General features: G+C 49.0%; 12 protein-coding genes. 2 read left to right on the top strand and 10 right to left on the bottom strand.

Annotated features, from left to right (window positions below):
• Positions 1-188: 188 nt before the first annotated feature.
• From BDD43_RS17430 to BDD43_RS17415, 4 genes are all read right to left on the bottom strand, one after another.
• Positions 189-440 carry a hypothetical protein gene (locus BDD43_RS17430; RefSeq protein WP_147425672.1) on the bottom strand — a complete coding sequence of 84 codons (252 nt, stop codon included), beginning with the start codon at positions 438-440 and terminating at the stop codon, positions 189-191.
• A 75-nt stretch (positions 441-515) separates the two neighbouring features.
• The gene (locus BDD43_RS17425) at positions 516-1,202 is read right to left on the bottom strand and encodes a hypothetical protein (protein ID WP_147425671.1); all 687 of its coding nucleotides are present in this window, start codon (positions 1,200-1,202) and stop codon (positions 516-518) included.
• A gap of 86 nt (positions 1,203-1,288) precedes the next feature.
• Complete coding sequence (locus BDD43_RS17420) at positions 1,289-4,483, bottom strand: TonB-dependent receptor (protein ID WP_246001629.1); 3,195 nt, start codon at positions 4,481-4,483, stop codon at positions 1,289-1,291.
• A gap of 218 nt (positions 4,484-4,701) precedes the next feature.
• The gene (locus BDD43_RS17415; protein WP_246001627.1) at positions 4,702-5,400 is read right to left on the bottom strand and encodes a FecR family protein; all 699 of its coding nucleotides are present in this window, start codon (positions 5,398-5,400) and stop codon (positions 4,702-4,704) included.
• Between BDD43_RS17415 and BDD43_RS30605 the strand changes: the two genes are divergently transcribed.
• On the top strand, positions 5,399-5,611 hold the full coding sequence (locus tag BDD43_RS30605; RefSeq protein ID WP_246001624.1) for a hypothetical protein: 213 nt from the start codon (positions 5,399-5,401) through the stop codon (positions 5,609-5,611). The two genes, BDD43_RS17415 and BDD43_RS30605, sit on opposite strands and share 2 nt — an antisense overlap.
• Positions 5,612-5,898: 287 nt before the next feature.
• On the opposite strand, the gene BDD43_RS17410 is transcribed toward BDD43_RS30605, so the two are convergent.
• Complete coding sequence (locus BDD43_RS17410; protein ID WP_246001622.1) at positions 5,899-6,231, bottom strand: winged helix-turn-helix transcriptional regulator; 333 nt, start codon at positions 6,229-6,231, stop codon at positions 5,899-5,901.
• A gap of 86 nt (positions 6,232-6,317) precedes the next feature.
• Here BDD43_RS17410 and BDD43_RS17405 point away from each other — a divergent pair, with 86 nt between their 5' ends.
• Entirely contained in the window at positions 6,318-6,926 is a 609-nt protein-coding gene (locus tag BDD43_RS17405; RefSeq protein WP_162847106.1) for a fibrobacter succinogenes major paralogous domain-containing protein, read from the top strand.
• A 97-nt stretch (positions 6,927-7,023) separates the two neighbouring features.
• Here BDD43_RS17405 and BDD43_RS17400 read toward each other — a convergent pair whose 3' ends face one another.
• The 5 genes from BDD43_RS17400 to BDD43_RS17380 form a co-directional block, all read right to left on the bottom strand.
• A complete protein-coding gene (locus tag BDD43_RS17400; RefSeq protein ID WP_121198878.1) occupies positions 7,024-7,623 on the bottom strand; it encodes an RNA polymerase sigma factor in 600 nt (199 codons plus the stop codon).
• A 74-nt stretch (positions 7,624-7,697) separates the two neighbouring features.
• Complete coding sequence (locus BDD43_RS17395; RefSeq protein ID WP_121198877.1) at positions 7,698-8,891, bottom strand: S41 family peptidase; 1,194 nt, start codon at positions 8,889-8,891, stop codon at positions 7,698-7,700.
• Positions 8,892-8,944: 53 nt separating this feature from the next.
• Positions 8,945-10,816 (bottom strand): M3 family metallopeptidase, encoded by a 1,872-nt coding sequence (locus tag BDD43_RS17390; RefSeq protein WP_162847105.1) that lies wholly within the window; start codon positions 10,814-10,816, stop codon positions 8,945-8,947.
• Between the two features lie 65 nt (positions 10,817-10,881).
• The gene (locus tag BDD43_RS17385; protein WP_162847104.1) at positions 10,882-11,664 is read right to left on the bottom strand and encodes a helix-turn-helix domain-containing protein; all 783 of its coding nucleotides are present in this window, start codon (positions 11,662-11,664) and stop codon (positions 10,882-10,884) included.
• Between the two features lie 29 nt (positions 11,665-11,693).
• The gene (locus BDD43_RS17380) at positions 11,694-12,998 is read right to left on the bottom strand and encodes a serine hydrolase (RefSeq protein ID WP_394339634.1); all 1,305 of its coding nucleotides are present in this window, start codon (positions 12,996-12,998) and stop codon (positions 11,694-11,696) included.
• Between the last annotated feature and the right edge of the window lie 62 nt (positions 12,999-13,060).

Genomic DNA, 13,060 nt, shown 5'->3' with positions numbered 1-13,060 from the left:
CCCACCCGATGAATGCAGGCATCCGATTACAGCGAATTGTTTTTAGCTACGATCTGCTACCCCGGATTCAGGACAGGAGGTAATAGATCCGAAAAATGACCAGCCAGCATACAGTGCCGCCCAATGCCACGCAAATCCCAAGGATCAGTAAGCCGGGGTTGTGGGTGTATCGTTGCTGATTTTCTTCGTTAAATTTGGGCATCGCTCAAATAGTATAAAAAGATCGTGATGAAAAGAAGTCCGGTAAGCAGCAAGCCGCCTCTGCTCAGTAAAAATCGGTTGACCCGCTCGTCGTAATCCGGGTTGCAAAAGAAATGACCGGCTCCGGATTTTTGCAAGGTACGTTGCCGGTAAAGTTGACGGTCGACGCTATGGGCGAGTACCAGGATGCTCAGATCAAGTACCGAGAGGATGGTAATAGCTGTTTGGGTATTGTTCATCTGCTGGTTGAATAACAGGCGGTCCTTGCGGGACCGCCTGTTCAAGAAAGGATGGATCGATCGAGATAGCCTGGCCTATAAAGGAAAATACAGAAAGGGGCTGTTATAGAAATTGCCATATAGCGGATCGCTGATAATATCGACTTTAACGACATTGTTTTTGCCGGGTTCAACAGTTACCTGCCCGTAGCCACTGAAACCGGGAAAAAGATTCGAAAGGATAGTGCCGGTATCCGGATCAACTGTCTGGATATAGTAGGTTGGCATAACGCCCACCGCGTCTTTGGTTAAGGGGAGCATCAACGGAGCCGCCAGTTTTCCGTTCTCCAGGTTTTTGACTTCGTAAGTTGTCGGATTAAATGTGTTCGCATTATCGTAAGTGGTGAAAAGTTTGAAGGTCAGACCTTTTCCTGTCATTCCGCCTACTACTGAATTACAGAATAGTTGCACACTACCGCTGTCGGCTGGAATGGGCTTGGTGGATGGTGTATAAAATGTGGCGATACCGAGTGAATTGTCGACCAATACGGTAAAGCTGTTCTTAGGTTTGACCGTAAATGTAGAATCCAACAGCGTTTTACCAGTTTGCAGGTTTTTGATCGTCAGCTTCATGGTCGTTTTTTTGCGCTCGATCAGTATGGTACCAGCACTGCCACCACCTACCGTATCCAGCAGTACACTATCTACGTAAACCGTTAGCGGGGGGACATCCAGCAGGGCCTTACTGATCACCGTGATATTGGCAAAAGATTTCTCGGGCAATGGTTCGCCTTTCTTACAGGCATTCAACAGAACGGCGAATGCGAACAGGTACAGAAGCGTCGTGTATTTTTTCATGGGATAATGCTTTAGAAATTATAAGTAAATGCCAGTGAATACGTCCGGCCCGGCGACGCTTTGTAATCCAGCCGGTCGCTTTTGGGATCGTATAACAGTTGTTTGGTAGTTGGAGCCGGGTAATCAACAAAACTCCCGCCGGGCGTTTGCAAACCGTCGTAGTAGTTGGTATAGACAATACCCGAAGCGTTTAGGAGGTTGGAAACATTGAATTTAACCTCGGCCTTTTTCTTCAGTATCCTGAAGGCCAGCTGCCCGTCCAGGGAGTTGATCGGCCTTTCGAACAAAGACTGCGGGTAGATGTCTGTGAGGCGATAAGTGCGGTTGGATACATAATTATAGCTGATATTGAGGGATAGCCCGCTATCGTCATATTGAAAGCCGCCGTTATAAGTATAATTGCTGGCCCCTGCCTGTGGCCTGTGTTCCGTTTTTCCAAATACCTCTATCGGCGTTATCTTTAATGGATTATCCTTATTAAGGGCACCGAAATTGACCGTCATCGGCACAACGCTGGCATCCAGCGCGGTGAAATTGCTGTATAGCGTGATGTGTTTAATGAGCGGCAGGCCAGTGAACGCGAAGGATTTACGCAATTCCAGTTCAATACCTTTGTTTTTAGCCGACTTGTTGTTACGCAGGGTATATTGCCGGTTACCGCCCAGGTTGTAGATCTCCATCGGGTAATCCAGGTCTTTGTAGAACAAGGAAAAAGAGAGGATATCGCCGGGTTCCGGGTACCATTCGTACCGGAAATCATAATTATGGATCGTAGTAGAATGGATCGGATCATTGGCTTCGTAAGTACCGCCAAGCTCAAAATCATACTCCTTGAAAAAAGAAAGTTCGCGCAGGTCTGGCCGGATGATACTTTTGGAATAGGCCAGGCGCAGGTTCATTTTGGGTGTCAGGCCGTAAGTAAGGTTGGCAGAGGGGAAAAACTGCATATTCTTTTCCCGGTTCGTCAAATCCGAATAATCGTATTGGTACTTGTTGCCTTGCCCCTGGTTAATCAGTACGAAAAGGGAATCCAGTACACCGTTCACCTTGTTCAGGTTATAAAACTCTGCCCGCAGTCCCCAAACGAGGCGCAGCTTTCCTATTTTTTGATCCAGCATAACGTAACCGGCGTGCAGAGCGGCCTTACGGTGAAAGTCATCACCAAAACGGCTGTACGTAATACCGGTTACGTGTTCATTGTCAAAAGCCCGGGATAAAGGCGGGTTGTCGCTTACGTCGGACAGCGTTGTGGTATTGAACACGTATAAAAAACGATCCTTATACCAACCGGCATAACCTGTTTTAAAAGTATTGCTCAGGTCAGGTATCAGATGAAGTTTCAACGGCACCGCAAGGTCGGCATTCCAGCCCAAATTCTTTTCACCGGTGCGGTTCCACCAACGACCCGCACCGCCGTCGGTTTCAAAACCACCGTCAACCGGGCCACTAGTGTTGATCTGATCAAGCGAAGGGTTATCTTTCGTGATCCCGACACGGACGATATGGTTATCAGGTTTCTGGCGGTCAAGATCCGTATAAGAGACATTCCAGTTGAGCCTGATGCCCTCCTTGTTTGGGCTGTATTCGCCTTTCAGGGAATGCTGAAAAAGCGTGGTCTGGGTGGTGATGTCGTATAAGGCCGCCTGGTAGCCGTTGTCCCCGTGAGCGCCCTGCCCCAGGATCAGTTGCTGATCCAGCGTGCGCAGGTACATGCTCTGCAAGCTGATCTTGGTATGGCTATTGGTATAGCCGACACCGGCAAGCGCGCCGATATTGGTAGTAAAACCGTAGCGTTTTCCCGTAAACGTTCCGGTGCTGTCATTGGCAAAACCATCCCGGCTCATTTGGATGTCCTGGGTTTGCAAGGTATTGCGGTAACTGGCCGAAGCGATGATACCGATCTTGCCATCTTCACCTGCTTTGGGAAACAGGTGCCCATATGCCAGTTGAAAATTGGGTGATGGCGCTGGGTTAAATTCCGACAATCCCCAGTTATTATTGAATTCCGAATTGTTTTTCAGGTAGTTGACATTATTCCTTGTCTCAAACTTTCCGAGTGCCAGGATCTCACCGGTATTTTTCCAGTCGAAGGTGCCGAACAGTTTGCGGTGATCGGAAAGGCCGCCCCAGTATTCCTGGCCTTCCAGTTTAAGTGAGCGAAACCTTTTACCGGTCGTATGGTCGTTTACGCTTTCCCCTACGGTTACCGAAAGGAAATTTTCGGTGGGGATGGCTTTGGTGTTGACCGCGACCAACCCGCCGCCGAATTCGGCGCTCATATCCGGGGTGATGGTCTTGCTGACCACGACGTTATCTACCAGGCTGGAGGGGATGATGTCAAAGGAGAACTGCTTGCGGTTGAGTTCGGTGCTCGGCATAAGCTGCCCGTTGAGCATAGCCCCATTATAGCGTTCGCCCAGGCCGCGTACCACCACGTATTTGTTATCGATGGTGCTCACCCCGCTAATTCTTTTTAAGCTTTCACCAATATTTTTATCGGGAGTACGGCCGATCTGCTCGGCGCTGATCCCATCTGTGAAGGCTGCATTGTTTTTCTGGCGGGCATATAATCCTTCTACCGAGGCTTTTTTATAGCCCGAAGTAACCACTACCTCGTTCAATGAGTTCTTGGCAGGCTGCATGGCGATATCCAGCTGGGTCAATTTACCTTCCGTGACCAGCACGCCGGTGACGCGTTTGGCCTGGTAGGAAATATAGCTCACTTCAATGGTATAGCTGCCGGGGGGCATGCTGAACTGATAGGTGCCATCCACGTTGCTTTGGATTGCCGTACCCGTTTCAGTTACCTTGATCGTCGCGCCAGGTAAAGGTTCGCCTTTTTCGTCGAGCACCTTTCCACTGATCTTTCCCGGCGTTGCCGGTGCCGATACCTCGCTAACAGAGATCATCTGGTTGATCCGGGTGAACTTCAGCTTATTGGCCTGAGCCAGTATTTGTAATATTTCTTTTAAAGATTGATCTTTAACCTGAATGCTGACCGGGCTGATATTGGCCATTCTTGTGGGATAGGTAAAGGAAAAGCCGGATAGTTTTTCCAGTTCGTCGAGTACTTCGCCGAGCCGGGCCTTTTTTAGATTAACGGAAATATTGGCTTTGTCCATATCCTGGGCATTACCGCTGAAAGCGAGTAAGGTACAGGTTAAAGAGAGCAGGAATATGATCACCATAAAGGTTAATCTCATCATAGAAAACAGTAGTTTAATTACAGTTCTTTTTGTAGAATTGTGCATTGTATTTAATGGTTATTGTTGCGTTAGAAACTCGATGGATCATGAATACTTTAACAAGCGGAAGTGGTGGTACACTTTCGCTTTTTTATTGATCCATTATTTAATAGATAATATCATCAGCTTTATTTTTTCATATTGCGGTTTTAGGGTTAAATACTCAGTTAATTATAAGCTTACCAGATCTGTACCTGCCTGCCTTTGATCCGGTAATGGAAGCCGTCGCCGGAAAGGCTCAGTGAGGCCAGAACATGGTCAAGGCTTTCGTTATTTTGTTTGATATTGAATTGCTCCTGTTGCAGCCTGGTGTCCGGTATACTGATTCTGACGTTGTACCAGCGTTCGAGTTGCCGGGCGATCTCCCGCAGGTTTTCGCTTTTGAGGATGAGGATGCCCTGTTGCCAGGCGTGCTGATCGTCTGGGTTGACCTGACTGGTGCTATACGTTGCCGTGGTACCGTTATAGGTAAGCTGCTGCCCGGGCAGCAGCATTTGCGTAGCTGTTTTGTGCTGGGTACTATATACGCCAACTTTACCGGAGGCGACGGTCACTTTGGCCTGCGCTTCATCGGGGAATGCTCTCACGTCAAAGGAGGTGCCTAATACCTGGATATGCAATTGGCCCGTGCTAACGATGAACGGGCGCGTAGCATCATGGCGTACCTCGAAAAAAGCCTCACCGGTTAGGGTGACGGCCCGGGTCTTCCCATCGAAGTTGTCGGCGAATCGAATGGCAGATACGTTATTTAAACTGATATGGGTGCTATCAGGGAGGATGACGGTCTTGCGTTCGCCGGCCTTTGTGCTGATCGTAGTATAAGTGATGTGCAAGTCTTTTGCAGAGTATAATTGCCTGTAGCCGAAAAGACCTGCCATGAAGGCCAGCAGCAGCACCGCCGCGATCTTTAGAAAGAAAAAGCCGTTTTGTCGTTTTCGCTGCGGCGACCGGATCGCCCGCAGGACGGCGCGGTTAATTGCTTGTACGGATCGCCTGCGCAACAGCGGCGGTACGCCTTCATTTTCCTGCGCGTCGAACCATTCATCGACCTGCCTGGCTTCTTCAGGGGTACAGGTGCCTGCTCGGTAACGTTGCAGGAGTGCTATTTCGGGTGTTGTTTCCGGTGTCTTTGCCATTCAACAGTATAATCTGTTAAGACGCCCTGATATACCGTTAAGAAATCATTAAACTTCTGTTAGGGAATTAATTTGCCATTGTTCATGGCTCATCATACACCTTAACTCTTCTGATAATTAAACCAAGAAAGTTGATAAAGGCGTATTTCGCATCTTTCCTGACATGGGCTTTCCCTTGAGTTCATTAAATAGTTTACTATGCAGATTCTTCCAGATCGTGGTTGATGCAAACAGGAGGCATCATTTATCACTAATTTTCTTTCTGTGGTTTTGCCCCCATAAGATCATTTCTTTAATAACAGGCAATAGGGAATGCATATAATTCGGTACTTTGTATTCAACGGCAAGCGGAGCGTGATAAACCGTTCTGATCACTAACTTGTTCTCTTCCAGATGTTTTAATTCTTTTGATAACACCCTGGTCGTAATCAAGGGCAAACTTCGTTGTATATCACGAAAGCGGTAATTTCCGCTGTGTATGGCTCTCAATATGGGGAGCTTCCATTTACCGCCAACGACGAATAAGGTATCTTGTAAATACCTCATTGCCTGTTCCTCCGTCATTCCTTTCATAATTAAACCGCTTTGGTATCCTTCAGGATATTGATATCAAAAGTACAGTGGATTTAGAAATACATTTGCATAAAACAATGATAATAATGGATAAGAACACAGCGATCATTAACGATATTGACGGTAATATTTATCATACCATATCCATCGGAACACAGGTATGGATGGTAGAAAATCTAAAAACCACCAGATACAACGATGGCACGGAGATCCCATTGATAGTTGACACGGCTGAGGCTTGGTATAAACTGAATTCACCAGGCTATTGCTGGTACGATGATCAGGAGACGAATAATGGAGCTACAGGCGCATTGTATAACTGGCACGCTGTAAATACCGGCAAACTTTCCCCCAAAGGCTGGCACGTCCCAACCGAGAAGGACTGGTCATTATTGGCAGAATTTCTTGGTGGCGAAACTGTAGCGGGCGGAAAAATGAAAGTAACAGGTACGGTATCCTGGTCAGGCCCGAACACAGGCGCAACAAATTCAAGCGGATTCACCGCTTTATACAGCAGTTTTCGTGGCCAAAGCGGATTTATTCCTTCAAGCAATGGCACTTTACTATTTTGGAGTAGCACCGCGTATGACGATGTGGATGCCTGGGCGTGGTATTTGCGATCCGACAGTGAAGCATTAGGCAGCAACCACGGCGGAAAGTATCACGGCTTTTCTGTGCGCTGCCTGAAAGATTAGCTGATAGTAAAAGTGCAAATGCTTTACACGTTGTTTAATGCTAAAAAGAATGTATGATATGTTGTGAAAAAAGTGGTTGATAAACTCTGATTAATGACTAATGCGCGGCCAGGGCGGAAGAAATGTACAGGCTGAGCGGCAATAAAACGATCAGTTGGTCGGAGCCGAGGCTAAGCCGCAGCTTTTTCAGGGCCAGCGTAATGTTATTTCTGACGGTTTGTTCCGAGAGCTGTAATTGCGCTGCGATCTCCCTGGCGGAGAGGTGCTGGTCACGGCTGAGCCGGAAGATCTGCTGCATGGTACCGGGCATCCGGGCGACTTCTTGTTCGTATTGCTGCCGGAGTTCAGCGGCGATCAACGAATTTTCAGCGGGATGAATAAATGGCTCGTCCTGTTTGGCTAACAAGCTTTGATAAGCGCTGACGCGTTGGTTTCTGACAGCCAGGTCAATGACGGCATACTTGGCCGAGCGGTGAAGGTAAGGATAAATAGAGTCTTCGATTCTGATCTTATCCCGGTTGTTCCAGAACGATATAAAAATGTCCTGCAAAATATCTTTGGTATCGTCATCGTCACGGGTACGCTTGTAGACCAGGTCATACACCCGGGCGCTGTACCTTTCCAGCAGGACAGCGAACGCGCGTTCATCATGGTCCTGAACCAATGCGAACAGGGTTTTATCGGGTAGCTCTTTCACCTTTTCAAAGATAAGCCGGCCAGGTTAACTTGTTGTTAATAAATAAGAGCTTAGGCATTCCCCAGGCACTTAGGCTATTTCTCCGCATAAACCAAAGCCTCATCAATCCCTTTCCCAAAGTTTTTCACCGAATAAGCAATCGCCACATCCGGCATCAGCGGGCCGTCATGCCCCTTCCAGTTTTCCCAATACCGGGTAGAATAACCGATCACGATTTTCGTGTGCGGCAACCTGAAACCCCTTACCTCCCCATAATGGTTTACCGTACCGCTTGTCGCTTCACCTAATAAAATAGCATTGGTGTTCCGCTTAAAATCAACCGCGTTCATCAAAGCAGATGAAAAGGTTTGTTTGCCAATAAGGACAAACAATTTTCCTTTGGCATTTAAATAACTTCGTTTGACACTATCGATAAACGGCGTCAGCACGCCCGAATTACCACCACTATTATCCCTCAGGTCGATCACCAGCCGTTTGGGCTTTTTTTGATCGATCAAAGCAAAGAGTGCATTATTAAACGCCGCGAACGGATGCGCATCGTTATCCTGGCAATTATTATAATTAAAATAAAGCGTGCCTGTCCGGGCATCATAATTATCCCAGTAATTCCCCTTTCTTTGTTGTTTCTGCGCTGCCACCAGCGGCAGATTGCCGGCATCTGTACCCGGCACAGACTTCATAACGCGCCTGGTCGTTTTGCCGTTTGGGGCAGTTAAATCAAATGAAGTTTCATCGGTGCTGCCCGTTAACTGCAAGCCTTTCAACATCACCGGGTTATTGATCAGGTGCAGGAAGCGTGAGTCAAAAAATGATGAATTCCCGCTTTGAATGATCGCTTTAAAACGGCTAATGACCTCACCGATCGGGTGCCCGTTTATGCCGTCCAGCTTATACAGCAGGACATCCGTATCAGCCGAATCTGTGGCGGTAACAAAGATCCCCTCGGAGAACTTGTCAAAACGGATGGGGGCCGCTTTGGTAAAAACAGGCTCAATATGGGTGTGCTCATCGCCAATGGCAACCGGCAGTTTATAAAGCTCAACGGTAAAGCTTTCCATATCGGGATCGGTCAGCCGGGCTGCCATGGCAGCGATGGTATGCTCAAAATCGGCTTTACTGATCTTCGCAAAAAGGTTGATATGCCTTTTGGGCAGGGTATCTTTTAAATAGTACAGGTCTGCCAGGTAATCGGCTTTCGATAATTGCTGGCAAAAAACCAGACCGCTCTGAAACAGGATAAAGCAGAGGCTAATTATTTTTTTTATCATATACAGCGAAAAGACGATAAGTAGGTATTAAATGTTGCAGCAATTTAAAATTCTTAATCTTTTTCCAGGTTAAGTTCTTTATATAACGAGGCCAGTTCTTTGGTGCGTTGTTGCATCAGCTCCAGCGCACTCCTGAGCAGGGCTTGGTTGTCCAGGCCGAAACCCATAAACTTCCGGATCAATTCATCTGCGGACGCATCAAAACCATTCCGCAGTAAGGCCGCGTAACGCCGCCCGAAATCAGTAGGATCACGGTGCGCCTGCTCATAAAGTCGGCAGGTAAGCAGCATCGCATACAGGTAGTTGACATTGTACAACGGGTCGTCAAATACCAGGCGTTTATTGATCCACTCGCTCCGTCGTTCCGGCTCTGCCTGAAAAAACAGGTCATAGCGCCCCATGATGCCCGCATATAAACTGTCCACATCCTTGCGGTCATGCATGCGCCCGGCAGCCACGCCGTCATAAAGGCCCTGTTCGAAACTGCCTTCTTCGGCAGCGGTAAATATTTCCAGGGAAAGCTTATCGAGGAAAGCCTGGGTATAAAATGCCTTGGCTTTGGCAGTGGTGGCCTGCTGCTGCAATTCATCCAGTACCAATAACTCGTTGAGCATGGCATAGGCTTCAAAAAGGAAACTTGGCCCTGCGGCATAGGAAGGAACGATACCGGCCTCACTCATCAGTCGCATGTGAATGGCATGGCCGCCCTCGTGGGAAAGCCTTAAAACTTCCCCAAGGCTGCCGCCGTAACTTTTCATATACAAAGTCACCGGGACACCGGGGTAGCCCACTGACGTATTTTCATTGACCCTGTCCGGTCCGGCGGCTATATCCAGCGCCCCGTTGGCCGGGTCCAGCAGCCAGGCAAATAGATGCTGGTAAGGTTTGCCCAAAGGCAGGAACGCCCGGAGCGTTAAGGCTTTCACCTGCCCGAAGGGCAGCTGCTGAAAGCTGTAGCCGGACGGCAACGACATATCCCAGCTGTGTACGGTATCCAGCCCGTTAATCAATTTAACCTGGGTAGCCTGCACCCGCTGGTAGTTCTTCAGCACTGCCGCAAGGCCCATCATTTGCCGGAGCATAACCCGGACGCTGTCTTCCGGCAGTTGCAGGCGGCGGGCATAGGTGGCCTCCGGGGAGCTTTTAAACCCCCTTAACTGCGCCAGCTCATTTTTTGAAGCGGTAATATCGATCAGTGTACCCGCCAATAGCTCCGCATGCGCGCTATAGGCATTATAATACGCTTTCATGCCGCGGGCACGAACCGCCGCATCCGGGTACTGTAATACCTTATTACGGTTAGTGACAGGATTCAGTTTTTGCCCGTCGGGCAGTAACAGGTCGGGTGCCCTGATATCGTCCATCAGGTTATCATACCTGTCCGTCAGCCTTTGGATCAGCGGATCGCTGAGCCTGGCAGCGATAGCCGCAGGGACAGGATTCAGCTCGTGTTCCGCATCCGAACGTGTTTTTTGCAGTAAATAATGATAGCGGTAGGCCTTATTATCGGCCTGCACGCTAAAAAGCGGCCTGCGCAATTGCCCTGCCGTATACCGGTCCAGGCTGTCTATTAACTGATCCACTTGATCTTTGGCGCTCCTTGCCGCTGTATCCCGTTTGTCCCGGTAGCCCAGCAACTGAAAATAAGCGTAGTGCCTGTTCAGGGAAACCAGCAGCTTTTCGTAAAGCGCCAGTTGATCGTCCAGCATGGCAGGCGTCCAGGGTTCGTTTTTCGTGAAAACAGCTGTCTTATCCAGTAAGCGCTTCCGCTGTTCCAGCTCTTTGGCCGGGCTGCTGAAATAACGTTCCGGACTGGCCCGGAAGGCGGTTGAATGCCCGTCGAAAGGGTCAAATGATTGTGCCGCAGCGGGCGCAGCATTCACGCAAAGCACCAAAGCCAGCCAATAAAAACGTGTCCGTAACATCTGCTGTAAATTAGCCCGCAAGCTAAAGCGAAAGGCTGACTTAAAATAGAACAGGATTAACCTGCTTAAATTTTCCGGAATTGTTTCGGCAGATAACCGGTTACCGCTTTGAAGGTGCGGGTGAAATGGGCATGGTCGGCGAAGCCGCATTGATAAGCGATGTCGGTCAGCGACAGCTTTCCATCGCCGAGCAGCGGTAAGGCCCGCTCGATTTTCAGCTTACACATGTATTCACCTAAAGTAGTAGAGAAATAGACCGGGAAGTAGCGGGAGATCGTGACGGGGTGTACACCTACCTTTTGGGACAGTTCCCCGAGATCATAGCAGGCAGACCATTCATCCTGCAATAACTCCTTCAATTGCATTACCCATGCTGGCGTATAGCCTTCTCTTTTCCCTTCCGGGTGTAGCAAAGCCGTCAGCAGCAACTGCGCCGAAGCCTGCGTTTCAACCGCCGGGTCCTCCAGCGCATGGTAAAGCTGAAGCAGCAGAAATTTAGAATTAAGTTTTGTACTGAGGAGGCTATCCAGCCGGTCTTCCGCATGTTCTGCTAATATACCGGGCCGGAACGATAGATTGATCTTCAATGTTCCCGGCTGATAGCGATCGCACCGATGAACCTCTCCTGCGGGGATAAATTTCAGATCGCCGGGTTGCCGCTTGTGATATTTACCGTAAAGATATTCGTCGTGCCCACCTCTGACCAGCAGGCTGATACTGGCTTGTTCATGGCTATGCCATTCCTCCAGCTCCTTATCGGCTGAATAAAGCGTGGGCATCACGCCGCAGCCATCGACCATCTTCACGGACCGCACACGGCCAAGGAATGTATCACCGCTTTGCTTCATATTATTAAATTTGGGCGTTTTGCACGAATTCATTTTTGCTGTCGAAGGCTATTGATCTTTTCTTTAGCCCCCGCATTGGAGGGGTCCAGTTCCAGTGCACGTTCGTAATTAAGCAGGGATTTAGCCTTGTCGCCCTGATTGAAGTAAGCTTCCGCCAGGCTGTCAAAAGCGTTGCCGGAATGGGGGAACAAGATGGTATTGTATTCAAAAACCGCGATAGCGCTGTCATAGCGTTTCTTACCCAATAAAGTATAGCCGACCACGTTCAGCGCCGGTTCATTGAAGTTGTAATCGTTGGGATATTTGGCTTTCAATTCCTGATAAGCTTTGATCAATCCGGCTACGCTTGCCGTATCCAGTTTGTCCTGCCAGGCCGTAATCAACTGCTTCTTCGGCTGTACATAAGTTTGACCACCGAGTATATTTTGTATAGCCGCGTTGATGTCGTACAGGCTGTTTTGCCGGTTATTGGTCAGTAAGATCACGGTACGACCCTGCTTTACGTCGGCGGTCAGCAAAGCCTGGTATTGCATCGCCGTGCCGTCATGCGTGTGTTTACCGAGTTGATCGCCAGCCATTTCACCGCCACCTAAACCGCATTGCTTGCCGGATGCAAATGGCGTCAGCAGGATTTTGGTGGAAGCGGGACTGATCAGTTTGAATTGCTCCAGGCTTTGTTCCCATTTGTAAAAATCATCCATCGTAACCGCTGTCCAGCCGGAGATAGCCGATACCAGCGGGGCTTGTACCAGTGCGTTGGTATAGGATTTAGCCATCAGTGGCGCAGCATCGTCCGGATCAACCAGTGAGGCGCTCATTTTCAGGGGCCGGAGTATATTTTGTGTCACGAAGCTGGCGAAACTCCTGCCGCTTACCCTAGCCACGATCTGGCGCTGTAATAAAGTATTGCTGTTATTATAGGCGTATTGTGTACCCGGCGCAAAGTCAGGCTTGACCGCCTGTTTGATGGCATCCATAGCCAGAGCATCACTGGTGATCGTTTTCCATTGGAGGTCCGGCAGGCCGCTGCTGTATTGTAACAGGTTCCTGATGCTAATTTTATCCGCCCAGCCCGGCAGTCCGTCCAGGTATTTGGTAATCGGGTCATCGATGGATAGCTTTCCCTGTTCCTGCAGCATCATGATGGACACCGCGTTGAACTCTTTGGCGATCGAGCCGATATGGAACCTGTATTGATCTGTCAAATAGCTTTTGCCGGAAGCATCAGCAGCGCCTATCGCTTTGCGGTACAGCTCTTTTCCGTGATCGATCACCAGCACATTCCCGGTGAATAAACCCAGCCGGTGGGAGCGCTCGATGAGTGTATCGATCATTGCTTGTTTGGTTTGTGCCTGGCTAAGTTGGACTGCAAGGCTAAAGCTGACCAGCAGCAGAG

Origin of the sequence: Mucilaginibacter gracilis (assembly GCF_003633615.1) — a bacterium.
Classification (GTDB): Bacteria; Bacteroidota; Bacteroidia; order Sphingobacteriales; family Sphingobacteriaceae; genus Mucilaginibacter; species Mucilaginibacter gracilis.
Note: the sequence above shows the minus strand (reverse complement) of the source record. Positions and strands in the feature narration are given on the sequence as shown.